Raw genomic sequence first — 26,830 nt, 5'->3', positions numbered from 1 at the left:
CTAATATAGTAAATTAGTAAGTAGTCTCATTAATTTAAGAGGATACACGCGAAGCGATAAAAAATTGCTCCGAGTGTATCCTCTTATTTTTTACAGCAAATCATTCATACTATTCTTTTAAGCTGATCTTTTATTTTTGTTATAAATATCAAAAGCAACGGCTAGCAATAACACTAACCCCTTAATGCCCTGTTGCCAGTCAATCCCCAAGCCAATCAAGGACATCCCGTTATTTAAAACACCCATTACTAAACCACCAATGATTGCTCCAAACACAGTTCCAATCCCACCTGATGCTGAAGCACCACCAATAAAACATGCTGCAATCGCATCAAGCTCAAAGTTTGTACCTGCTCTAGGTGTAGCTGCATTCAGACGTGCTGCAAAAATCAAACCGGAAATTGCCGCCATCACACCCATATTTACAAATACCCAAAATGCTACCTTTTTCGTTTTTACCCCAGAAAGACTAGCCGCCTTCTCATTGCCACCTAGTGCGTATACATGACGCCCCATGACAGTTCGATTCATCACGAAGGAGTACATAATAATGAGCACAAACATTAGAACCAAAATATTCGGAATCCCTGCGTAGCTTGCTAGCATGAACATAAATAAATTAATGATTACACCAACTACAATAAGCTTGAGTAAAAATATTGTTTGAGATGATACGTCAAAACCATATTTGCGCTGAGCGCGCCGCTCACGTAATTCAGTGTAAATATACCATGCGGTTAGAATTACTCCAATTAAAATCGAAATGAAACTAACGCCTGCAAACTGGAAATCCGGTAAGAAACCAGAGCTTATTTTTTGAAATCCACTTGGAAAAGGTGAAATCGACTGTCCCTCTAATACAATCATCGTTAGTCCACGGAACAATAACATCCCTGCCAAGGTCACGATAAAGGCGGGAATTCGCACATAAGCTACCCAAAAGCCTTGCCATGCCCCAATTAAAGCACCAGCAAGCAATGCAGCAATCACTGCAAGCCAAGTTGGTAGTTGCCAATTTACCATCATAATCGCAGAAAAAGCACCCACGAAGGCAGCAATCGAACCTACAGATAAATCAATATGCCCTGTGATGATGACAAGCACCATACCAATCGCTAACACTAAAATATAACTATTTTGCAGTATTAAATTCGTAATATTAATTGGTTTTAACAGCAATCCCCCAGTGAGAACCTCAAACAATAACATAATTACAATAAGTGCAATAATCATCCCATATTGACGTATATTATTTTTAAACAGTTTGGTTATCGTTTCCATGCTTCCCGCCTCCTGAATTCGTCATATATCTCATCAGCGTTTCTTGTGTTGCTTCCTCTCGGCTTACTTCCCCTGTAATACGTCCAGCATTCATCACATAAATTCGGTCACACAAGCCTAGTACCTCAGGCAACTCCGATGAAATAACAAGCACGCTTTTTCCTTCGGCAGCAAGCTGGTGAATAATGGTATAAATTTCGTATTTTGCACCAACGTCGATCCCACGTGTCGGTTCGTCTAAAATAAGAATGTCTGGCTCCATAAAAATCCATTTGCTTAATACGACCTTTTGTTGGTTTCCCCCGCTTAAATCACTTGTTTTTTGCAAAATACTAGACGCTTTAATGTTCATATCCTTTTTCATTTTTTCAGCTACAAGCACTTCTTCTCTTTCATTAACAACACCCTTTGCGGTCAGCTTCTCTATGCCTGTAAGAGAAATATTTCGTTTTATATCATCCATTAAAATAAGTCCATATTCCTTTCGATCCTCTGTAACATAAGCAAAACCATTTTGTATCGCTTCATCTACACTATTATTTTGAATGGATTCCCCTTCTTTAATGAGCTCGCCTGAAATATTACGCCCATACGATTTGCCAAATAAACTCATTGCGAATTCCGTTCGTCCAGCACCCATCAGTCCTGCAATGCCTACAATTTCACCACGACGAAGGTTTAGGTTTATATTGTCTAATACTTTTCGATCTGCATGATGCTCGTGATAAACCGTCCAATTATTCACTTCAAGTAAGATTTCCCCAATGTTGGGATGTCGCTCTGGGTAACGGTGCGTGAGGTCACGTCCTACCATGCCTTTAATAATCACATCTTCTGTCACGTTATCCTTTTGCATATCTAAAGTTTCAATCGTTTTACCATCACGCAAAATCGTAACGGAATCAGCAACCTTTGATACTTCATTTAACTTGTGTGAAATCAAAATACAAGCAATACCTTGTTTTTTAAATTCCAGCATTAATTGAAGTAAATTTTCACTATCATTTTCGTTTAATGCCGCTGTAGGTTCATCTAATATAAGCAAACGCACTTTTTTGGAGAGCGCTTTCGCAATTTCGACCAACTGTTGCTTACCCACTCCGATGTTAGACACTAAAGTATTCGGGTCCTCACTTAACCCTACCTTTGCAAGCAATTCACGCGTACCGACATACGTTTCCTTCCAATCAATAATCCCTTTGCTTGCACGTTCATTACCTAAATAAATATTTTCTGCGATGGAAAGGTACGGAATTAACGCAAGCTCCTGGTGAATAATAACGATGCCTAACTCTTCACTTTGCTTAATATCCTTAAATTCACACCGTTTCCCTCGAAACAAAATATCTCCTTCATAACTTCCATGCGGGTAAACACCACTAAGCACCTTCATGAGCGTAGATTTACCTGCCCCATTTTCACCACATAAAGCATGAATTTCCCCCTCTTTAACCTTGAGGTTGACATTTTCCAATGCCTTTACGCCTGGAAACGTCTTGGTGATGCCTTTCATTTCCAGAATGATGTCACTCATAGGATTTACTCCTTTCTATGTTTACTTCAGTCCGATTTCTTCCTTGGTATAATAATTGCTGCCTAAAATATCCTTCTCGATATTACTTCGATCCACTGAAATAGGATCAAGCAAATAAGCCGGAACTACCTTAATTCCGTTGTCGTATGATTCCTCGTCATTGACTTCGGCTTGTTTCCCTTGCAAAATGCTATTTGCCATCTGTACTGTTTGCTCTGCTAGCTTGCGCGTATCTTTAAAAATTGTCTGTGTTTGTTCACCAGCCACTATTGATTTAATCGAAGCAAGTTCAGCATCTTGTCCTGTAATAATAGGTAATGGTTTTTTTGCACTGCCGTAACCCACCCCTTTTAGTGATGAAATGATCCCAATACTAATTCCGTCATAAGGAGATAACACAGCATCCAAATTTTCTCCAGAATAATAGGCACTAAGCAGGTTATCCATACGGGATTGCGCTAAAGCACCATCCCAGCGTAGTGTAGCAATCTGTGCCATGGTGGTTTGCTTGCTTCGGACCACTAACTTACCGGAATCTATATATGGCTTCAGAACCGACATCGCTCCATTAAAGAAGAAATACGCATTGTTATCATCTGGAGAGCCGCCAAATAACTCGATATTAAATGGTCCTTTTCCTTCCTTTAGTCCTAGCTTTTCCTCGATATATGACGCTTGTAGTACCCCTACTTTAAAGTTGTCAAAGGTCGCGTAGTAGGTTAAATAAGGTGTGTTACGGATCAGTCGGTCATATGAAATCACCTGAATGCCTTGATCATGTGCTTTTTTAATGGCATCTGTTAACGTGTTCCCATCCACAGAAGCGATGACCATGACGTCTACACCTTTAGTAATCATGTTTTCAATTTGCGAAATTTGATTTTCTACAACATCCTCCGCATACTGTAAATCTGTTTTGTAACCTTGCTCTTGAAACAGACGAACCATATTTTCGCCGTCTCCCACCCAACGCTCGGACGATTTAGTTGGCATCGAAATTCCAACATATCCTTTTTCCTTGCTGCCAACTTTACTTTCAGCCAAATTACAGCCTGATACAAGCACTGCCACTAAGAGAAGCCAGATCATTACTGCCCCTTTTTTCATCAGAAGTTCCCCTTTCTCCAATCATGAAATGCAATCAAGCCTACCAGCTTGAACAGGAAAAGATAACGCTTACAAATAGCTTCTAGCTGCTTTTTCTATTTGAATCTATCGTAGCATCGGGGCATTAGGAGGTCTTTGCTACAAACGAAACCTTTTTTATAAAATTTTAACTTTTGTGATGGATTGTCAGCTTCATTTTAGAGACAATACAAAAAGGACTTATTCGCTTTTTGCAAAGCATAATAAGTCCTTTTTTACTAAGTTTTTTGTGGCTTAATTTCGTCATACTACAACGATTTTATTTCTGTACCACTACTTTTACGATATTGTGCAGGTGAGACACCAACTGTTTTTTTAAAGGCTGTACTAAAATAATGTTGGGTGTCATAACCTACACGCTCTGCAATTTCATGAATAGGTAAAGTCGTAGTATCAAGCAATTGTATCGCCTTGCGTATCCGCGCCTTGGTCATCAGCGCCACAAATGAGTCATTTAATTCCTTTTTAAGCACCCGACTTAAATAAACAGAAGAGACCTGTAACCGAGAAGCAAGCTCCTCCAACGTCAAATTACGATCAGCATAATTAGCTTGAATCAGTCCCCTTGCGCGACGAACCAGTGGGGATAGGTCTGTATGAGCATAAATACGTTCACGACATATTCGGTAAAGATTACTTACCCCCTCTAAAGCTCCAACGTAATGCTCAAAATGGGCATGAATGGCAATGTTTAGATAGGTGAGGACTTGCTGCTCAATAAGAGAATCCAGATCATCGGTGATCTGTCCCCATAGACATATCCCAATTAATCCATTAGATTCTCTAAACAAAACATATGGCATAGGTTCAACCAATTCTTCAATAATATTTTCGATCGCAAATAGGAACAACTGGCGGTCATTTTCTGACATCATCGTCTGCCTAGCTTCCGCCAAAGGCCATCGCACGACACCAATGTAGTTAGGAGGGGCTGAGGGTAGCCCTAAGAAAAGGAGCCGCTCCGTGATTTCCTGTTCCGTAATTTCATTTCCACTTCCTTGTCCTTCCAACCACTCCAGACAAAAACGTTGGCGAAGTAACGGAATATTGCGCTCAATCTGACCTTCTGCTTGCTTTACATAGGCAAGTCGCTTACGTTCCTCATCCATTCGCTGACGCAAGCGTGCAAGCGCATCATTAAGCTGTGTGGGTTGCACAGGTTTTAGGATATAATCATCTACCCCAAGACGAACTGCTGCCTGAGCGTAGGAGAATTCATCATGTCCTGACACGATCAAAAAACGGCATTGCGGGCATTTCTCCTGAAGGCGGCGAATCAACTCAATCCCATTTAAAAAGGGCATATTCATATCAACGAGCAAAATATCGGCATTTAATTTTATTGCTAATTCTAATGCTTCCTCTCCGTCCTCCGCTTCACCCACGACCTCCATCCCGAGTGCCGTCCAGTCTATACAATCACGTAGTCCTTCTCGAATAATAGGTTCATCATCTGCAATCAACACCCGATAGTACGTTTCCATTTGGATTGTTTCAGTCGCCAAGTATGTTCACCTCCATGTAAGTGTCATCAGCAAACAGTTAACCTTCATAACATTCTCAACTTTCTAACCTTCCCAAGCTTCCCAGCATTCCCAGCTTTGCTAATCTTCCTCCTGCTTCATAGATGGCATCACCGGCACCGCTTGTAGTAATGGATGGATAATCGTCACACAGGTCCCTTGACCTTCGTTGCTCACTAGTTTAATCCCATACTCTGCACCAAAGGAAAGACGAAGACGTGCCTGTACATTTAACATGCCATAGCTTTTGCTTCCTTTATCTTTAGCTAAACCTCTCGTGTCCAAGCTTTCCATCGGCTCTGCTAAGAAACGTTCCATCTCCTCAAGCCGTTCAGCCGACATTCCTACCCCATCATCCTGAACACGTAACAACAGCTTACCTTGCTCCACTGTTGCCTCAACGGTAATTTTACCTGGACCACGTCTTCCCTTGATTCCGTGGTAAATTGCATTTTCAACCAAAGGCTGAAGCAACAATTTGAGTACAACGAGCTCATGTAACGCCTCAGGAATATTCAACTCAATTTGTAATCGATTACGATACCTTGTTTGTTGAATTTGTAAGTAACTCGTAATATGTTCTATTTCTGCTTTTAAAGGAATAAAGTCATTCCCTTTACTAAGTCCAATACGAAACAGGCGTGACAATGCTCCCACCATTTCAGAGACATCCTTCGCCCCTTCCTTTTGTGCCATCCAATGGATCGTATCTAGTGTATTATATAAAAAGTGAGGTTTAATATGCTCTTGTAGGCTACGCATCTCTGCCTCTCGCTTCTGCTTTTCTCGAAGCTTGTTCAGGGAGATGAGCTGCTGTATTTGAGCTAGCATACGGTTAAAGCTATGACCAAGCATACCAATTTCATCTCTGCGATCACTCCAGCGTCCTGCTCTAAGGTCACCACTTTCTGCCCGTCTCATATAAGACATTAACCGAAAAATAGGCTGTGCAATTGAGCCTGAAAACCATAAAGAAGCACTAAGCCCAAATAAACAGACCACAAAGACAAAGCTAACGACATAAAACTGAATTTGACGCACCTCTGGAATGGTTTCCTTGACAGGAAATACGCCTACAGTTCGCCAGCCCGTAAAAGTAGAGGATTGATACATGAATAACAGGTCTCTACCCTCTGCATTAGCATTAAATGTGCCATTTTCATTAGTTGGAAACCACTGTGTTGGAATGTGATCAATAAGAGATTTATGAGGCTTATATACACTTCGCCCACTTTCATCAGTTACCATTACATAACCCGATTTGCCTAAAGTGACATTTCTAGCCGCTTGTGCTACCGTTCTTAGCTTGAGATCAATTAAAATTACACCTTGGATCTGTCCTGATACTTCATCTGTGACGGAACGTGCTACAGAGACGATTTCATCATCTTTATATTGAACATGTGTCGTTATATTTCGATCTTGAGGTTGTCCTAACACCGTAAAAATCCCAGGATTTTTTGCTGCCTGTAAATACCACTGCTCCTGCGTTAAATTTTGCTCCGTTCGAGGATACATTTCATTACTGATGTAATCTCCCTTTTCATTTACAAGTGCAATTCCTGCTATTTCAGAATATAACGTCGTAAAGCCTTGTAGCTTCTGTTTCACACCATAAAGCCAATCTTGAGTCTTTTCTTCTTTTAAAAAAATATCTACATTTTTACTATTCGCATCTGTATTTATATCTTTATTACTTTCATCGCCCCTGAGTTGAACCTTGCCCTGCATAAATGCATGGATATCTGGGTCAAATGCAATCAAATAAGTCATGTTTTGCAAATTTTCCATTTTACTATCAATCGCTTCATTCACTTTGCTGATAAGCTGCATCGTATGCCCTTCCACCTGCTGTTCGACGACACGCTCTACCGTATAATTTACAAGCAAACCTAAGCCTACGGAAGGTACGATCGCAAACAATAAAAATAGAAGCATTAGCTGATAACGTAAAGGCATATTGCGTAAGCGTAATCCTTCCAAGGCTGACTTCAAGATTGATTTCAAAGTTCCTTTCAAACTCGATTTCAACCCCTGGTTGGAACCCTTAGCCCAAAAACCATCCTGTCGTTCTCCCTTATTTCGCATAATAATCATCCACATTTGAGCTTGTCACGACAGAATTACCGGTATCCACCGATACTGGCAATGGTGCATTTTCACCAAAGGAAGAAGGAGAGGGAATCGTTAAATGATGATGCAAATGAAATAAATATTGAAGCGACCAATATCCCATATTCCATGTACCCTGTGCAATTGAAGCTGAAATTGTCCCTTTTTTAATCATATCTAACGTGGCTTTATTTGTATCAAACGATATAATTTGCAGGGGACGCCCTAAATTGGCTCCTTCTACAGCTTCTCCCACACCAGCCCCACCTGTTGCCTCTGTTACAAATATGCCAGCTAAATTAGGATGCGCCTTCATCAGCTTGATCGCTTCATCTCTTGAAGCAATGGAATCGCCGTGCCCGTTGGCTACCGCAACAACTTGAATTCCAGGGTATTTTTGTGAGATCGTATCACGAAAGCCTTTAGTTCGTTCCTCATGATTCTGTTGCCCATAAAGCGTTAAGACAGCAACCTCCCCCGACCCTTTTAACAGTTCCCCCATTTTGTCCGCTGCCGTTACCCCTGCCTTATAATTATTAGTACCAAGAAAGGAGTAAGCCTTACTGCCTGGGGCATCCGCATCAAATAAAACAACAGGAATATTAGCGTCAATCGCCTTGTTAATGGCGGGTACTAATGACTTTGGATCAATTGCAGATATCGCAATGCCTGCTGGTTTACGCGCAATGGCTTGCTCGATTACCGTTATTTGCTCCTTAGCATCATAACGCGTCGCCCCGCGGTATTCCACAGTTACACCAAGTGCATCTGCCGCATCCTCAAAACCTTTTAATGGACTTTTCCAGTATTCGAGTCCAGATTGGAATGTAATCATAATGTAGTTCTCCCCAATATCGCCACGTAGCCCCCGATCCTCCCAAGAGCGATTCGCTTGATTGGTATATTCAAACCTCAGCACATATAACACAAACGCCGAGATGAGCAAAATATAAACAAACATCATCTTTTTCATTCCATTCACATCCTCAAACAATCTATCATTTTTATACTTTATTTCAATTGTAAACGCAATCATAAAAATAGAAGGAACAAGAAAGGGGAAGAAGGAAAGGAACAGCAATACTAACACTTTCCTAAGTCCTCTCCCTTACAAAGAAGCTAAAATGCTAAATAATTCATTATAATTTCGGCTCAATCTTGGAATTAGTTATTGACTACTAACCCAAACTAGCGAAGAAACAGAGCGATTCTGAAGATTGTCTCTTAAAATCAAATTCCATCCATAAATACACTTTAATAAAAAGGGATATGATTTTAACAACAATCGCAAGAATGCTCTGGATCGTAGCTTCCACACTCCTATCGTTGTCAAGTACTAATTTCTAAATAGAGTCGATTTACTCTTTCAAAAATTCAATTTCCTTAATCACATTGCCATCAAAATCTTTGATATAGAAGTGATTGTTGTCTAGCACCCCATACGAATTAGGAAAACCACCTTTAGGCAAAGCAATGGAGCCTGGATTGATAACATATACGCCTTCCCTTTGCTCAGCAACAGGAATATGTGTATGTCCTTGAATAAATACATCTCCTTGACGTAAAGCAGGGAGCTGCTCCATATCGTACACATGACCATGCGTGACAAAAATACGGCGTCCTTCCACATATAACATCGTATAATCCGTCATCATTGGGAATTGTAACAGCATTTGATCTACTTCTGCATCACAATTACCACGTACAGCAACAATCCGATCAATGTGTTCGTTTAATAAATCAATGACCTGCTGAGGATCATATTCGTCAGGTAACGGATTTCTTGGCCCATGGTACAAATAGTCACCTAGCAAAATAATTTCATCTGCCGCTTCGTCCTTAACCTTTTGTAATGCTTGCTTTAGCCAATGTGCAGAACCATGTATGTCTGAAATAAAAATAAATTTCATAATTTTCTCTCCTAACTAAGTTTTATTTTCATATTAAGCACGAAAACCCACATTACCAATTTATCACGTAGTCATCCTGATTTCACTATTCAGCTTTTATATTATCTATTAACTACCACTATAAATCCTTAATTATGAAACCGAGCTCTAAATTTCCCCGGGGGTTCTCCCGTCCAGCGCTTGAATTGTCTACTAAAATGAGCAATATCCTTATATCCCAAAATGATAGAAATATGTTCAATGGATAACTGAGGATTCATAAGCAGCAATTTTGCCCGTTTTAATTTAAGGGAGGATAAGTATTGTCTTGGAGACATGCCATACACCTCATGGAATCTACGATTACAAGATGATGCGCTATACCCTGTATCTGCAATGACTGCCGCTACAGCCCCTTGCTCGTTGTCGGACATGACATTATCTGCAATTTCCTCGTTATCTATATTATTTAAGTAGTCTATATTATTTAAGCCATCCGCATTATTTAAACCGTCTGCACTATTAAAACTTTCTTCGTTTGCACCAGACACTAGTCGTTCCAAGCGTTCGGCAATCATCACCGCAACCTCATCACTGCTTTTTCCCATTCGATCCACCAGCATTTGCTCAGATACGTATTCACTTATACTTGCAAATAGAGCAAAAATAATAGATAAGGTTCTCATTTTATTATCAATTTTTGCTGAATCTACTTGGGTTGTGATCATGACTAACTGCTCAAGTGAAGGTAAAATGGCTTTCGTTAAGCCATGCTCAGCAGAGTAAAATCGGTGGATAAGGCGAAATAGCCGTTCGCGAACGATCCGATCATCCACATTAAAATGAAGACAATAATAACATAAATCATCCTCTCCCACTGCCTCACTCTGATGCACATCCTCAGGCAGCAACAACATAATATCCCCTGCATGCTGAACATAAACTTGTCCATTTACAATCATTTTCTGAGCACCAGACAAAACGACATTTAATTCAAACAAAGGATGGCTATGCTCCCCATACGCCCATTCCTTCGTCACTGTTCGAATGTGTGCGGCATAGACGCGAAAGGTCGATTCCATATCTGGAAGCATATATTCCGTCACATGGTATTTATTATAATCCACTTTATCTCGGTCCATATCTCGACCCAAATCTTTATTCACGTCTTGATAAATATCTTGATGTACATCTTGTTTCACATTTTGCCCCATATGTTCCCCCTACATATCTCGATATGGTTGATTAATTTGGGTAAAAAGTTAACTGATCTGGACATAGTCCCTTTAATTTTAGCTTGTTATAATCAACTTATCATATAAAAATGATAATGAATAGGAGGAAATAAATATGGGTAAAAATATATTTTTTAATGCACACCATTCCCCTGTTGGGGCTTTTGCTAGCTTTACATTAGGTCACAAAGGTAATACTGGAGGCTTCGATCTTGAGCTTGGTCATCCCCCTGATCAAAATATATATATCGGATTACAGGAAGATGGGAGCAAAAAGTATTTGGCATTGCCTTTCTTTGGCCAAGGCGAGGATGAGCGTGCACGTTATACATCTGAACAAGATGCAATTAAAGAGGAAACTGCTGCGGGTGTAGAAGCTTTAGATCAAGCTGAAGAAGGAATTAAAGCTGAGGAAGGCATTCAAACTGAAATTCACCATCAAGTAAACAATGCTACCTCCATTTATATAGAACCATTCTCTGATAATGAGATTAAACGTACTTTTGAGGCTGCTACCGATGAATGGCAAGCGGGTGACATTTCCTTTAAGTTATACTCTCCGTTTACTAGTGTGCCTGATCCAGCACTTGCCCAAGAGGATGAGCTAAAGCAAGCGATTGTTCCTTCTATTATCGCAGAATTGACCATCGACAATACGAAGGGTAAAAATACAAGACAAGCCTTTTTGGGTTTCCAAGGTAATGATCCTTATTCCTCTATGCGCCATTTATCAGATACAACCGACGGCAAGCTGTGTGGAGTAGGACAAGGAAGACATGTGGCAATTGCAACGCTAGATGAACGCGTAACGAGTGCTAGCTTTTTTACAATGGAAGGGATTCTTGAACCACGCGTAAAAGAAAATTTACATTTTGGACTAGGTCAGGTTGGGGCATTATTAATGGATGTACCTGCTGGAGAAAAGCAAACCTTCCGTTTTGCACTTTGCTTCTATCGTGGTGGTTACGTAACAACAGGTCTGGATACAAGCTATTATTATACCAAGTTTTTCAAGGATATTGAGGACGTTGCCGAATATACACTCACACATAGTGAGCAAAAAATTGCAGAAGCACACAAAGCAAATCAACTGGTAAGCGATTCTTCCTTAAATGGAGATCAGAAATTCATGCTTGCACACGCCATTCGTAGCTATTATGGCTGTACAGAGTTCCTTTTGCATGAAGATAAGCCATTATGGGTCGTTAATGAAGGCGAATACCGGATGATGAACACCTTTGACCTGACTGTTGACCAGCTATTTTTTGAGCTAAAAATGAATGCTTGGACCGTTAAAAACGAATTAGAGCAGTTTATTACAAGATACCGTTATTACGATACCGTATCCTTCCCTGGGGATTCCAAGGAATATCCTGGTGGAGTGAGCTTTACACATGATATGGGTGTAGCAAATGCGTTCTCACGCAAGGGTTATTCCTCCTATGAGCTACATGCTTTAGATGATTGCTTCTCACATATGACACATGAGCAATTAGTCAATTGGATTTTATGTGCGGCAGCCTATATTGAGCATACCGGAGATCAAGCTTGGCTCAAGGAGCAACTCCCATTAATGGAAGAATGCTTAACAAGTATGGTCAATCGGGATCATCCAGATGAAGCTAAGCGTAACGGTATTATGGGGTTAGATAGCTCTCGTTGTATGGGTGGGGCAGAAATTACAACCTATGACAGCCTAGATATTTCGTTAGGTCAAGCACGTAATAACATTTATTTAGCAGGGAAATGTTGGGCAGCTTATGTGGCATTAGAGAAGCTCTTTAACGATGCTGGTCTACATGCACAAGCACAAACTGCAGCCACTCAAGCTCAAAGATGTGCAGCTACGATTAGCACCCATATGACACCAGAAGGCTACATCCCTGCTGTTATTGCGGAAAATAATTTTTCTAAAATTATTCCTGCAATAGAAGGTTTAATTTTCCCACTTTATACAGGCTGTAAAGAAGCTTTAGATCCAAACGGCGTATACAGTCAATATTTGGAGGTATTGAAGCAGCATTTAACTCATGTGCTGCAACCTGGCGTGTGTCTATTCGAAAATGGTGGCTGGAAGTTGTCTTCAACAAGTAACAACTCTTGGCTGAGCAAAATTTACTTGTGCCAATTTATCGCAAGACAAATTCTTGGACTGCCATGGGATGAGCAAGGTCAAGCCGCAGATGCTGCCCATGTAGATTGGCTGCTTGCCCCTGAAAATGCATACTGGAGCTGGAGCGATCAAATGCTCGCCGGCGTAGCATGCGGAAGTAAATATTACCCTAGAGGGGTTACGGCGATTTTGTGGTTGGATGAGAAGTAAAAAATATATCTGAGTAATAGCATAAAAAATGTTGAAGGCATTATCACCGAATATTCTTAGTGGGAAGTGGGATTAATCTCGAAGTTATCATAAATGTCTGCTCATGAATTTTTAAACTCACTAGCATGAGATGAATAGGATTTTGCCATACTCTAAAAAAGAAAATAGTGGACAAAGTCATCCGTCGATGACCTTGCCCACTATTTTTAGCATATTTTTGCGTAAGATTATTATGTTACCAAGATATACATATACACTGAATAGCATAACGTTAACATTGTTGGCTTCAGTCAAAATTAAATATTTTCTTTAGATCCCTGTCTCAGTTCCTTAAGCAAATCAAGGTCTAAGAAATTTAACTAAAAAGCTACACATTTAAACAAAGTAGTGAAGTTAGCGGAATCACTCCTGTAAATTATCAATGTAACCACTTACGGATTGTATCATACCGATATCACCTAACAAATTCATATTCACAGATCCAGAAATATCAACTTTGAATTTATCTTCTTCAATCAAACTTTCTTTGCTAACTTTACTTTAGGTCACAAAGGTAATACTGAAGGCTTTGATCTTAAACTTGGTCTTCCCCCTAATCAAAATATATATGGATTACAAGAAGATGGGAGAAATTAGTTTCTAGTAATGATCAGATAGAAGAGTTAAAGTTTGAGGCTTTCCTTTAATTCACTATACTCATAATCTGACAAGTTAGTTATTGATATAGATATCAAAATATTATTTTCATCAAACATGAAATAAATTCTCCCTAAACTATTTACTCTACTAAAATCTATGTTATCTCCAAATCTTACAGTAATATCATTTGTACTTAGAAATACAAAGATATCCTGAGAAATATCACATAATTTATTGCGTATATCTCCTTGAATATCAAATACAGGTACCCCAGTATCTGTTGAATGGATGGTTTGAGTATGTTCAACATCTATAGAAAATGCTTTATCAACAGAGACCAAAGTAATATCTCTTAATAATCCTGTCTTTTCATCTAAACCTATTTCCAAAATAGACGTCTTCAAATTTCCTGTCCGCCAATAAACTTTTGAACTAAAAATATCTTTATGCTCAATTTCAATTGTAAAAGGTACATAATAATCAATTTCAATATTATAATTCTTCGGTAATTCAGTTCTATTTAATTTCAACATATTTCAACCTTCTTTAGTCTAAATTAGGATTGTATCTGGCATGTTTTATAACATTGTTTAGTCCATCTTGTCTTGGTGGAACTATAATAAATTCCCAATTGCCTCCATGTATCATTTCTCCCATCTTTAATCCATTATTATTAATTGCATCAGTAAGTGCTGACTCAAATTCAGTTAACATCATTTGACTATTAACTGGATTAGTAAATGTGCCAATATGTTGTCCATCTCTAGTTACATACTCCAACATATGTTTAGTGCCATTAGGATTGACCCACAATGTCTGCCCATTTACATTAATATTAAAAGATTTTGGTAACTGACTTCCATCATAAACAGGTTGAGTAGCTTCAATGTTATCCCATACAGTGCCTGTCTTTCCCTTAGGACAAGGACTCCCTATCGGATTTATTTCCTTCGACAACCCCAACGGATCCACATACTTCACGGGATCTCCATTCACATAGGCATACCGGTTGAAGGTCTGCCCATCGGTAATGTCGCCTCGCACAGTATCCCGATTCAGGAATCTTTTCAGTTCAGGATGATAATACCTTGCTCGCATATAGTATAAACCATTGGCATCGGTCATGACACCATCTCTACCGTTATACTGGAACGGTTGGTGTGTACTACCTTGATAATGCTCTACTTCACCATAAATGCCATATGCATAGCGGTCTGTTACGATGCCTTGCTCTTCGGTTAGTATGGTCGTACTTCCTCTTTGGTCACTGTGATAACTCAGATATTTCCCTGTTCTACAATCCTCTACACCAATTAAGCCAAGTCCATATACGTATCGTGTTAGGACATTACCTTCACGATCTTGTTCCATCAGCACTCGGCTTAATCTGCTTGAATCGTCCACGACATACCGGGTTACTTTGCCCCGCCATATCGTTTCAATTCGCTCATTTTTCCAGTTGTATCGATATTTCATTCGTCCACTTTGAATGAGACGATTGCGGGCATCGTATTCATAGGCGCCCATCTTTTCGCCATCCGTGAAATACAGCAGGTTTCCATCTGCATCAAGCACTGTTGGATATTTGCCAATGCGATGCAAGCGATTATCTGTGCTGTAGCTTAAGGCGGACATAGAATTCTAGGTTTACCTATTTTGTTTCCTCTATTTGCTGCCTTGTTTCTTTTATCTCTACAAGCTCTGTTTCTATATCTTCTTTCTTCTGCTCAGAAACATCCAACTGAAGATTGCATCTCTGGCTGGTTACCCTTTCTTTTATTTTCTGAATATTAAAAAGCTCGTTCCTACTTAGAATACAAGTGGAAATGAGCTTTTTAATGTTTACCAATTGTTTGATTTTGGGGTTTGTATTATTATGACCTAATTTTTAGGATTGCCCCGTTTCAAAGAATATATTACGGAGTAATATTTAAAAAATTTGGTATATATGCCAATTGTTCATCTGGTCCTTTAAATGGGGTTACATTTGCGGTTTCAGGAATTCTAATTCTTGAAATATGAATCCCTTCCAGATATTCATTGCACCATAATAAAAAATAACCTTGTCTCTTTTCAATATCACCAATATATTCAAAACTAATATTCGGACTGGAGCAACCAGGACAAATGATCTTAGGTATATTAGGAACAGTTTCCTGAACTATTGTTGATAGCTTCAACCACTTTTTAAATTTAGGATTAACGATATTTAGTGTCCTTTGTTCTTAAAATACTCCCAGAAAGTATCTTCAATACCATACGCTCCATCTTCGAATAAAACCCAACATTGAATCACATGCAGCATGTCCATAAATCCTAACTTGAAAAATATGTGCTCTCTCGTGTGCTACTTTATCAATACGCTTTAGTTTAAAAATCTTTTTTTATTTTAATACCTCTCTATTTACTTAATTTTCCTTTATCTCCACTTCATTTTTATTAAAAACTACCTCTAACAATGGCAAATTACTTAGACCAATAAATTGTAAATGTATAAGTTGACTCAGCTCTTCTATATCAAAATCTAACTCCATTAGCTCTTCTTTCTCTTTTCTCAGAAGCTCAGAGTTTTCCAAAACTAACAATTCACTTATTTCCCTACCTATAGAGTTAAAATCAATCAATTTAGTGTAGTCATTAATTATAATATTTATAGTTCTTTGATTCCATTTTTTCAATTCAATTATTAAGGTCTTAGAATTAATACCTATAAATTCTATAGAACCTTCTTCAATATTCAACTTCTTAAGTTCCATTTTCTGACCTCCAAAAAATTACTTTTTCCAACCCGGAAAATACTCTCCGGGAATAAAACCTGTTCCTGAATTAGGGGTATACCCTGAAGGCTTAATATATTCCTGTAGATTTTTCCTATTGTGCCATTTCCAGCTTTTACTTGAATTCGTTTTTATTTCGATATGATAATGAAGCCCATGATGTCTTGCATTGTAAATTTCTTCTGGCTCTAATTTATGTTGTTCTATCCTTATCCTTGTATCTTCGTTTGGATAAATGTAAGTTTTATCACCCTTTATTTCCCTTGGTAATTCAGGTATTAGTTCATCAGGATCACTAGGAAATTTGCCCTTATCAATACTCCCAGGACAAGTACTCCCCATCGGTATTATTTCCTTCGACAACCCCAACGGATCCACATACTTCACAGGATCTCCATTCACATATGCATACCGGTTGAAGGTCTGCCCATCGGTAATGTCGCCTCGCACAGTATCTCGGTTTAGGAATCTTTTTAGTTCAGGATGGTAGTACCTTGCTCGCATATAGTATAAACCATTGGCATCGGTCATGACACCATCTCTACCGTTATACTGGAACGGTTGGTGTGTACTACCTTGATAATGCTCTACTTCACCATAAATGCCATATGCATAGCGGTCTGTTACGATGCCTTGCTCATCTGTTAGTATGGTTGTACTTCCTCTTTGGTCACTATGATAGCTCAGATATTTCCCTGTTCTAGCATCCTCTAGACCAATTAAGCCAAGTCCATATACATAGCGTGTAAGAATATTACCTTCACGATCTTGCTCCATGAGTATACGGCTTAATCTGCTTGAATCGTCCACGACATACCGAGTTACTTTTCCTCGCCATATCGTCTCAATTCGCTCATTTTTCCAGTTGTACCGATATTTCATTCGTCCACTTTGAATTAGACGATTGCGTGCATCGTATTCATAGGCGCCCATCTTTTCGCCATCTGTAAAGTATAGCAGGTTTCCATCTGCATCTAGCTCTGTTGGATATTTGCCAATGCGATGCAAGCGATTATCTGTGCTGTAGCTTAAGGCGGACATTGTATTGCCTATACTTTGATCTACAGGATCATTTTCCCTTTGCTCCGTCAGGTTTCCACCTAAGTCGTAGCGATAGTAGGTAATCTGTCCTTGATTTGCTCCACTTACTAAACGGCGTAGCTGGTCATACGTAAATTGCTTATTTTGCTCTCGTATGATTTGGCCCACTTCGTTATACTCATATTTTAAATCCTGAAGCATCATCCCTTGCTTCGTGACATCCTGTTGTCGTAACAGCTGTCCTAAAGCATCATAACTTCGGCGTTCTCGTGTACCATTGGGGCGGTGAGTTTCAATCACATGTCCGTTTTCATCGTAACGATACCGCGTCAGTCTACCTGCCCAGTCCTTTACTTCCACCAGTTCATTTGCTAGATTATAACGGTACTCTACCACTTTGCCATCAGGGTAAGTTAAGTGAGTTAAGTTATGGGCTTCATCATAACGGTAACCAATCACATTTCCCCATACATCCCGTTGTTCAATGAGTCTGCCTAAAGCATCATACTTACGTGAAAGTGATTGAACATTCTCATTCGCTTCGTTCTCTTGTTCGTTATTAGCAACCTGAGCATGCTGTTCTCCTTGCTGTTCATCAGTTTGACCTTGTTTTGCCCTGCGTTCATGGGTTGGACGTTTCCATGGCTCATCTACTTGTGCATGTATTTCCTTCCCTTCAATCCAGCGACCTGCTTCATCATAGGTCCATGTCACTTGGCCCACTTCGTCCTTGAGGGTAAGCAGTTGTCCTGCAGCATCATAGCCGTAACTGCTAAGTTTCCCACGTCCATTCACACTTCTACTTAGACGTCCTTGCTCATCATAGTGATAAGAAAATCCATGGCCAGTAGCATTAATTTCTTCCGTTAACTGTCCACTACGATTGTAAATCAACTTTGTTTCGTTGCCATTGGCATCTTGATACATCGTCTTCCGATGCTCTGCATCATAGGTTTGTGTGTAACGGGCACGCCACGTTTCACTATCTTGGATAACTTCATGTAACCGTGACAATTCATCATAATGGTATTCCGTTTTTACTCCATCTGCTTCAATCTGCTCAACAGGCTGATACAAAGCATTAAATCGGCGCCGAGTCGTATGTCCTAAAGCATTAGTAATGGCAATTGGCTGGCCATTTTGGTCATAGGTTAACGATTGCGCTGGATTACCTGTAGCATCCTTGACCACCTCTAAGCGTCCTACAGCATCATAATGATAATAGATACTACGCTTTAGCGGATCTATGACTGAAGAGAGTCGTCCTCGTTGATCATATGTTAGTTTCGTAATGCCACCTCTGGCATCCTCATGCTGGATGAGGCGATCCTCCCCATCATACTCATATCGCTGAACAGCCCCAAGGGCATCCTGCACCATAGCTACATTCCCTGTTGGCGTATACGTATACGTCGTTTTTGCACCAGTCGGATCAGTAGTTTCAGTGATCCTTCCATGTAAATCATAGCTTTGCTGCCACGTTCGACCTAATTCATCCTTCACTTGAATGAGCTTATCATTTTCGTCATAGGTACGGATCGTAGCTTCACCTTGTCCCTGCTGTAAGCCTTTAATTCGACCTACATCATCAAGTAAAACTGTAGTTTGACGTCCTTCCTCATCAATGGCTTCAGCCACGTCACCGCATTCGTTATAAATGTAACGTTTCGTTTCTCCGTTATAATCATGATAGGCAAGAAGTTGTCCCACTTCATTATAATTCCAACGACAGGATGAGCCATCTGGACGTGTCACCCCGATGAGACGTTCCTGATCATCATAACTGTAGTGGGTTATACCACCTAATGCATCCTTTTGCGCAATCAATACACCTGATTCATTATAGTCATAAGTTGTTTCATTTCCTAACGCATCACAAATACTTCGTAGTAGCCCTTTTTCATCATACGTTCTTCGGCTCACTTCACCTAATGCATGAGACTCGGTTAACCGTTGCCCTCGTTCGTTGTAGGTGTAACTTGCTATTATTCCTTCCTCACCACGAATTTCAAGGATCTCAAAGCGATTATTGTAGACATGATGCTCCACTTCCCCTGCGCGATTCGTAATGGTGGTTAAGAAATAGCCTGGCCGACTATCCGCATCATAGGATAGGGTCGTTACACTCCCTTTGGCATCGTATTGCTTCACAATCCGGTAATATTCATCATATTCATTTTTTAAATCAAGCTTGCCATCCGTTGACATAGTTAAAATCCGCCCTGAATCATCACAGGTTATGGTGGTGCTCATACCAACGGCATCAATATACTGCGACATCCAGCCTGCTTGATCATAGTCAAATGTAATAGTGCGGACTCCATCCGTTAACTTCGTTAATAATTCCTTGTTATACGAAAAGTGAAACGCTCGTCCACTCAAACCATCCTCTAAGCGCATCAGTTGACCTTGCTCATTATGTGTAGCATGTAGCACCATGCCTACCGCATTTACATGTCGTAAAAGAACTCCATTTTCATTAAAATAGTACCGTTCTCGACTCTTTCCTACCCGTAGTTCATAGCCTTCGGAATGCTGACATAACGTATCTAGTAACACATCCGTATCGTTACTACGGTAGATTCCATCTTCATGGCGTGTAAATTGATTTCTTCGTCCTGCCGACCAAAAAACAGTAATGCTTTCTGCGCCTGTATTTGTGTTAGTATCCAACTCAGTTGAAGCTTCATTTCGCTCACCAAGTTCAAGACGCATGTCGTAATTATGAGTCCAAGCTAAACCAAGCCCACTTTTTTGTAACAATCCAGAATTGTAATACATTGTAAAATCCCACGTTGCCGCACCATAAAGCATTAAGGCTGTGTGGATAATAAATTGCTGACCAGTACCAATATGAATAGGGTCTGCGCCTTTACATTCACGTGGCGTATCTTCCTGTTTTTTTATTTCAGCTTCCTTATTCGCACGCTCTATATGCTGTTCGTTTGGATTTTTCTCCCTTTGCTGTGAAGGGGTTTCCGTCTCATTTCTGTGGTTCCCCTTATCCTGCTTAGGAGAGGAATCTGGAACGCTTCCCTTGTCCTTCGGATTTCTCATTGCACTCGCCGCTGCTACCGTTGTCCCTGCCGCAGTTGCTTCAAGTCCATGGCCTCCGTCACCAGTTCGGTTCTCCGCAGAAACTTCAGGATGTTTTCCTTTTTCCTGGTGTATACTTGCCTCTCTCATTCCTTCCAAAGGCGCATCTGCTTTCTTAAACTTCGGAATCCCTTCTGTCACTTCATCTGCCGCTTGGAATAGCTTATCTTTCTTGTTCTTCACCTTGCTCATTCCTGCACTCGCCGCAGTTCCACCTAAACCCATGAGTCGTTGCCATGGCTTTAGATTTTCACCCGTAAGCATATCCACGCCCGTGATCGCCTCGACGATACTTTTACCATTATCCACGACAGAGATCACGGTATCCGTCGCTTTTACAATTTTATTAATCCCCTTGACCACCTCATTGCTTGCCTTCAGCAATTTGGCGCCCCCTTTGAGACCTTTGCCCAGTGGACCCGCTAAGGCTAATGCACGCTCATACCAGCTTAATTCTGCGCCAGTTATGAGATCACGCCCGGTCAGTGCCTCGTAGAGCCCTTTAATATTACCCACAATCGGCACAAAGTCTAAAACCATACTCGTGACTACCTTGAATACTTGCCATACCTTTCCCCACTCAAACGGAGGTGCTTTCCCATCCGCTTCATCAAAGCCTTTGCCTTTTTGATTCAAACCACGACTAAACCGATCGAGGTCTTGCTCCAATTGCTGGAGCATCCGCTCAATACTCTGATAGGATGCATCCACCTCCGTGCGTCCCTGGCTTCGCAAGGTAAGGGAGCGCATCGCCCGCTGTAATTCAGCACGGATGTCCCCCATCTCACTACCAGATCTTCTTAATTTCGAGCCAAGCTCTTCTAAATCAGAAGCTCTCACTTCAATCTGCATCTGTCTTTTCCCTCTTCTCTTCCTATGTATTCATGTTTAACTAGGTTTGTGCCTTCTTTATACCTCCTAAAAAGCCCCAAAAGTCCTATGATTTTTATATTTATAGGAAAATAATAACATAGAAGATAGGAAATATATCCTTTATTCCTTAAAAATTCACAATTATAACGTAGACTCCCTATGCTTAACACCTAAGGAATGAACTCTACCAGACTTTATTCTTTAAAAAAAATCTCCCCATTCGTATGTGGCGTATCACGTTATACCACTAAAAAAGAGAAGCCTTTTTTACGTAATCTATAATCTATCTTGAATCTATTTAGAATCTACTAGAACTGCTATTCTTATTTCTATGCTAATGATATTGCTCTCCTTAATGCGTCACCATCGGCACAAAGTCATTCCGACTCGAGTATTTGCCATCATAATAAATGACATCGCCATCCTGGGTGGGTGAGCTTCTGCCATAAGGATCGATAACATCCTTCTTAAAGCCCTCCATCTGGCTCCATTGATTCATTAGCTTGCCATGAATATATTGCAGATGCGGGCGATCTCTCTGTCCATTCTGCACACTACGAAGATCAAAGTTCACGACAATATAGCCATCCTTTAAAAAGATCGGGGAAGCATCATCCAGGCCTTGGTGCGTACGTCCATATTCTGCAATATTGGTCCCCTTCTCTACTGCATACACCCCAGCTGGGATGCTATATTCGCCATACCATTTTTGTATGGCTGCGTTGGCTCGATATGGGTCTACCCCTGTCGGTAGCTCGGTCTTTGGTCCAATATAGGTGCGAATGGGGGCACTTAAAAATAAACCACCATACCCACCCACCATTGTTTTTTGCTTTGTCGTTTTGTCTTGATATTGCGCTAGGTATTGAGCACGGCTGATTTGATTCACTTCTGAGAAGCTCTTCTCCACATCATACTGATAACGTGCCGTATCCTCTAGCTCCACTTGCGGTACATTCCGCAAACGCTCATTTAAAATAACATATCTGCTTTCCTTATCATCTTTCGAGCCGATTTGGATAAAGTATTTGTCATTCGTATGATAATACAAATCGACAGGCACCCGTTTACCGATCTGTGGCGTTGGGTTGTCTTTCTCCTTTAACAACGGAATAAAGTAAAAGCTAGGGACAATCTCTACTCCATCTTTGTCACTAAACATATTCCCTTTGGTTTTTAGCTCGAATTTAAAGTGATACCCTGTTTTAGTCACCAGATTTTTAAAGACAGGATGACTCCCTGGGCGCAGGGGCAACGTATATTGGGAGGGAGTATACCTGGGGTCACCATCGATGTCCCCTTGTCCCACCCAATAGCTGTTGCCTGTATGCAATCGGCTACCTTGCTCCATCCGAAATACCGATTCCCAGTTAAAATCTGCGATATCTGTGACATGAAAATCATACAACCTGCCCACAACATCGACAGGGACAGTCGCCTTTGCCACATGATGAGTTAAATCGAGGTTGGCATTGGTTTGCTCGCTCGGATTCTCAGGTGCATTTTCCGCAAATGTACGCATCTCAACATCATAAAAGCCTTCGTCCACCCAAACGGGTAAATAAAACTCCACTTCCTCTTCATAGCTCGCCACATCGATCCAAGTCCCTTTCGGATAAAAAGTCGTGCGGAATACATCATACACATCAAAAGGAAACTTCACTTGCTTGTTGCGCACATATTTGCCATAATCTCGGATGCCATAACCTTTATAGTTCGTATGTTGTCCACTATTGGGTAAGTGAACGGTAAACGGACGTTCCAAAATAATCGCGGATCGATTTTGTGCAGGCTCCGTTTTTTGGTTATGTGCCTTGTCGTCAGACACAGAAGGATATAACACCACTGGCGTATGTACGGTGACGGAATTGATCCCGTTTATCGGGTATTCCTTGTTTTCGCCCCCATTGATATTGCCTGACATCAGTCCATAGAAAATCGTACCGCTACTTGGCTGATTTGCCTTATTAGTTTTGGTGGTTGGAATCATATTGTAAGGGCTATATAATACGTCCTGTCCAATCTGTGATGCTTGCTGGATGCGACCTGGCGTAGGTCCGCTTTCTTCGGTTTGCGCACCATCCATGATCGTGGTGCCGTCGAAGGTGAAGGTGTCGTTTGTGACTTTGACTTTCCCTACGACCTTCTCTGCATCTTCTGGAAATTCTTCATCTGAAACATCTGGACGATCCTTACCTCCATTTCGAGTTGGCCCATCGACATTGACCTCTTTTTCATATTCAGGTCGTTCATAGCCATGACTTTCAACTGTATCATAACTAGGTGGATCATAGTTTTGCGGAGTAATCCAAATTTCTTCCCCTTCAAATGCATAATTTTTTAGCCTAGCTTGATCAATTTGATAGACTTCTAAATTATCAATAATCCAATAGGAATAAGGGCGTTCTACTTGATACGTCTTAGGTACAACTTCCTCATCTGTTTGCGGATCTGGAAGTGTAATAGGTTTTCCTTTAGCATCGGTTCCTGGCTTTCCTGGATCCCATTTCAAGGTGAATTTTTTATTTACCTTTACTTCAAAGGTACATTTCCCCTTGATCTGAACAAATTTATTTTGTGATAAATATTTTTTTGTGAATATATTTCCAAATAAGGTCTCAGATGTTGGAATTCCTTGTAGGATATTAAATTGTTCGCTCCCACGTTGATCTGCTTTAATCACTGCGCTAACGTTAGGATCTAAATCTTTTCCCTCTATCACTTGACCACGTTCTTCAGTACAATCGGGATCTTTAGGTGGATTCGGTTTATCAGGACCCTTTTTGACATACACCTTAATACGATCTGGGTAGCGGTAAGTGTTGGTTTTAATCGTATATTGATATGCTGAAAGGTAGAACATTACTGAACCACTAGCAGGATCATACTTTCCAGTATGATCATAGAACTGAGTAAAATAGACTTGAGCATGTCCTAAAGATGTAATTTTTAAATCATAAACTTCTGTTGATCTATCTGTTGTTCCACTTCCTAGAGGATATTCTACCTCTTTATCCCAACGAACTTTTACATTATTATTGGAGTCTCTCTCATTTAAAATAGGTACATTCAATTTTGATAAAGTTCCTAATGAATCATCTAAATATTTCTCTTCAAAAGCATGAATGCCAGAATATTTTTCACTTTTATAAGGCTCCCGTCTATTGAATTGAGCCATGTGTTTTATAAAAGTACCAGGATATGCATCTAAGCTTGAATTATCAAATTTCTTAGGCTTTACAGCTTTTGAGTCAACTGGTTCATACCAACTACCGGATTTCCACATCTTCCAAGTGTTGCCCACTCTTTTAAATGCAATAGTCGCTCCAGATGGTGTAATATTATCTTTTGATGTCACTAAAACAGTTTCTGGGGTTAGTTCCACACTTCCTTTAAATTTTTGTTCATTTACAGTTTTAGTCTGGACAACTTTATCACCCATTAAAAACTCAATTTTCGTTATGATCTTACCCTTTCCAGCATCCTCATTGATTTGAGCCTTCAATTTTGGATACTTAGTAAAAATAGAATCATACTTTGGAAATATGTTTTTTGAGGGCACTGATTGATTGTTACTTGTAACAAATGAAGATATTGTTTTTATTCCTACTGGCATTTCGGTACTCTCTTCTGCAAATACAGGATTATTTAATATTGAGAGCGAAGTAAAAAGCATTATCACTGATAGCATAAAACTAAATATTTTCTTTATTCGCAATCATTGTCACTTCCTCAGAAAAATATAGGAAACTATTCTACAAATTAGGTCCATCTATTTCAAATAAAATATTAGCATGGTAACCACTCTCACTAAGATTTGGTGAATAGAGTTTCAGTACTAATTTTCCATCTTGCTTCCAGCCCGATTTAGGCAATATTAAAGCAGACAAATCATTTAACCTTTTATGATAAACGATTGCTTGTTTGTTTAGATTTCCTTCAAAAAAACTCTTCATATCAGGCGTAGATATACCAAACAAAAGTTTCCTCGGTCCACGTGGATCATTTCTATAACTCTTATCATCTTTGTTGAAAATCTCTTTTCCTTTAAAATACAGTATATAGCTATTTTCCCACTTACTCACATAGTTAACTTGAGTGGGTACATCAGCTATAGTTCCACTATTACTATCCCATTTCAGTTCATTTAGTGGTGGTAATAACTTTAGATTTGGATCGTGAGGGTCTTCTAAATCAATTGCAATTAGCCCCTCCAATACCCCCTTATACTTCCCATCCTTAGTTTCTACTGTCATTTGATCCTGTCTCCACAACTCCTCAATCGTCTTCCCCTTATAATCCTCTTCTTTCGTCACCATAATCTCAGGCATCACCGTAAAAATATTTGTACCATGCCAAGCTAACTCTGCACTCCCTACTGCATATTTATCTACAGGCAACTTCTCCCCATTTTTCACAGCTAAAATACGCTCAATAATCGTCACAGATTGCGCACGGGTCGTTGTCTTTGTTTCGCCAAGCTCTCCCTTTCCAAGTCCTGTAACCAAGCCTGCTTTAGTCGCTAAATACATCCATTTACTATCCTCTTTTGCTTCTTCTCCAAGTCCTGCACGTACAGCAATGCGTGCCATTTCCTTACGGGTGATAACTTTATTCCAACCTAGATCACTATCTGAAAAGTCACTATTTACATATAACTTGTTTTCTTTCGCTACTTTTACAAAAGGCTCATACCACGTAGATGCTCCCTCTGTTTCAACAGGTAGCTTCATAGCCGTAACCACCATTTTCATAAACTCATCACGTTTAATTGCTTGCTCAGGCTTAAACACACCACCTGGGTAGCCACTTACATAACCTTTTTCAATTGCAGCCGTAATGCTTTTTTTCGCCCAATGTGTATCCTTCACATCTGAAAAGGAAGTCACTTGCTGAGTCGTTACGTCAGACATTTGGCTAGTACTCTCCTGATCGACGTTATCTTTTTCCCCACTCTTTTCTCGACTAGTACGATCTTTGTCTGTCAGTTCTCCATTATTGCTGCTCTTCTCCACCGAGGTATCTATATCTGTTTTAGTTTCTGTACCATTATTCTCCACCGTTGTTGTTGACATCACTGACGTACCGGCCTTCTCACTATCTAGCGCCTTCACTTCATTCCCATTACCCCAAAGCGCCCCTCCACTTGCAGCTACCAACACCATCCCTAAAATAATACTAATCGCCTTTTTATTCATTTTCCTTCTCCTTTAAAATCAGTTTTATAGTTAAGAACTCATAAGCTTGGATTAATATCTTCTCAATAATTTTATAAGCTCTTTAAACGAAAATTCTCTTTTCTTTTAACTCCTTTAAATGCCTTAAATCTTTTAAATCCTTTAATTTCTTTAAATCCACTTT

The 26,830-nt window shown here is 40.0% G+C and carries 16 protein-coding genes; 1 reads left to right on the top strand and 15 read right to left on the bottom strand.

Annotated features, from left to right (window positions below):
- Positions 1-117 precede the first annotated feature (117 nt).
- The 8 genes from mmsB to ABE099_RS16840 all read right to left on the bottom strand — a co-directional run bounded on the left by mmsB (position 118) and on the right by ABE099_RS16840 (position 10,699).
- Positions 118-1,281, bottom strand: a complete 1,164-nt coding sequence (mmsB, locus tag ABE099_RS16875) for a multiple monosaccharide ABC transporter permease (protein WP_430032248.1) — start codon at positions 1,279-1,281, stop codon at positions 118-120.
- Positions 1,256-2,815, bottom strand: a complete 1,560-nt coding sequence (gene mmsA / locus ABE099_RS16870; protein WP_430032247.1) for a multiple monosaccharide ABC transporter ATP-binding protein — start codon at positions 2,813-2,815, stop codon at positions 1,256-1,258. Before mmsA ends, mmsB begins: the two co-directional genes overlap by 26 nt.
- A gap of 21 nt (positions 2,816-2,836) precedes the next feature.
- On the bottom strand, positions 2,837-3,922 hold the full coding sequence (gene chvE, locus ABE099_RS16865) for a multiple monosaccharide ABC transporter substrate-binding protein (RefSeq protein ID WP_430032246.1): 1,086 nt from the start codon (positions 3,920-3,922) through the stop codon (positions 2,837-2,839).
- A 287-nt stretch (positions 3,923-4,209) separates the two neighbouring features.
- Entirely contained in the window at positions 4,210-5,445 is a 1,236-nt protein-coding gene (locus ABE099_RS16860) for a response regulator transcription factor (RefSeq protein ID WP_430032289.1), read from the bottom strand.
- A gap of 120 nt (positions 5,446-5,565) precedes the next feature.
- Entirely contained in the window at positions 5,566-7,443 is a 1,878-nt protein-coding gene (locus ABE099_RS16855; protein WP_430032288.1) for a cache domain-containing sensor histidine kinase, read from the bottom strand.
- A gap of 118 nt (positions 7,444-7,561) precedes the next feature.
- The gene (locus ABE099_RS16850; protein WP_430032245.1) at positions 7,562-8,569 is read right to left on the bottom strand and encodes a substrate-binding domain-containing protein; all 1,008 of its coding nucleotides are present in this window, start codon (positions 8,567-8,569) and stop codon (positions 7,562-7,564) included.
- A gap of 385 nt (positions 8,570-8,954) precedes the next feature.
- Positions 8,955-9,506, bottom strand: a complete 552-nt coding sequence (yfcE, locus tag ABE099_RS16845) for a phosphodiesterase (protein WP_430032244.1) — start codon at positions 9,504-9,506, stop codon at positions 8,955-8,957.
- Positions 9,507-9,634: 128 nt separating this feature from the next.
- Complete coding sequence (locus ABE099_RS16840; protein WP_430032243.1) at positions 9,635-10,699, bottom strand: AraC family transcriptional regulator; 1,065 nt, start codon at positions 10,697-10,699, stop codon at positions 9,635-9,637.
- Positions 10,700-10,835: 136 nt separating this feature from the next.
- Between ABE099_RS16840 and ABE099_RS16835 the strand changes: the two genes are divergently transcribed.
- The gene (locus ABE099_RS16835; RefSeq protein ID WP_430032242.1) at positions 10,836-13,043 is read left to right on the top strand and encodes a glycoside hydrolase family 52 protein; all 2,208 of its coding nucleotides are present in this window, start codon (positions 10,836-10,838) and stop codon (positions 13,041-13,043) included.
- Between the two features lie 662 nt (positions 13,044-13,705).
- Here the strand turns inward: ABE099_RS16835 and ABE099_RS16830 are convergent.
- The 7 genes from ABE099_RS16830 to ABE099_RS16800 all read right to left on the bottom strand — a co-directional run bounded on the left by ABE099_RS16830 (position 13,706) and on the right by ABE099_RS16800 (position 26,667).
- Positions 13,706-14,215 (bottom strand): hypothetical protein, encoded by a 510-nt coding sequence (locus tag ABE099_RS16830; RefSeq protein ID WP_430032241.1) that lies wholly within the window; start codon positions 14,213-14,215, stop codon positions 13,706-13,708.
- Between the two features lie 13 nt (positions 14,216-14,228).
- Positions 14,229-15,317 (bottom strand): RHS repeat domain-containing protein, encoded by a 1,089-nt coding sequence (locus ABE099_RS16825; RefSeq protein ID WP_430032240.1) that lies wholly within the window; start codon positions 15,315-15,317, stop codon positions 14,229-14,231.
- 281 nt (positions 15,318-15,598) lie between these two features.
- Entirely contained in the window at positions 15,599-15,862 is a 264-nt protein-coding gene (locus tag ABE099_RS16820) for a hypothetical protein (protein WP_430032239.1), read from the bottom strand.
- Positions 15,863-16,090: 228 nt separating this feature from the next.
- Complete coding sequence (locus ABE099_RS16815; RefSeq protein WP_430032238.1) at positions 16,091-16,438, bottom strand: hypothetical protein; 348 nt, start codon at positions 16,436-16,438, stop codon at positions 16,091-16,093.
- An 18-nt stretch (positions 16,439-16,456) separates the two neighbouring features.
- A complete protein-coding gene (locus ABE099_RS16810) occupies positions 16,457-21,448 on the bottom strand; it encodes a pre-toxin TG domain-containing protein (RefSeq protein WP_430032237.1) in 4,992 nt (1,663 codons plus the stop codon).
- 373 nt (positions 21,449-21,821) lie between these two features.
- On the bottom strand, positions 21,822-25,085 hold the full coding sequence (locus tag ABE099_RS16805; RefSeq protein ID WP_430032236.1) for a DUF5704 domain-containing protein: 3,264 nt from the start codon (positions 25,083-25,085) through the stop codon (positions 21,822-21,824).
- Between the two features lie 139 nt (positions 25,086-25,224).
- A complete protein-coding gene (locus tag ABE099_RS16800; protein ID WP_430032235.1) occupies positions 25,225-26,667 on the bottom strand; it encodes an S-layer homology domain-containing protein in 1,443 nt (480 codons plus the stop codon).
- Positions 26,668-26,830 lie beyond the last annotated feature (163 nt).

This window comes from Paenibacillus turicensis, assembly GCF_050461185.1.
Classification (GTDB): Bacteria; Bacillota; Bacilli; order Paenibacillales; family Paenibacillaceae; genus Fontibacillus; species Fontibacillus turicensis_A.
Note: the sequence above shows the minus strand (reverse complement) of the source record. Positions and strands in the feature narration are given on the sequence as shown.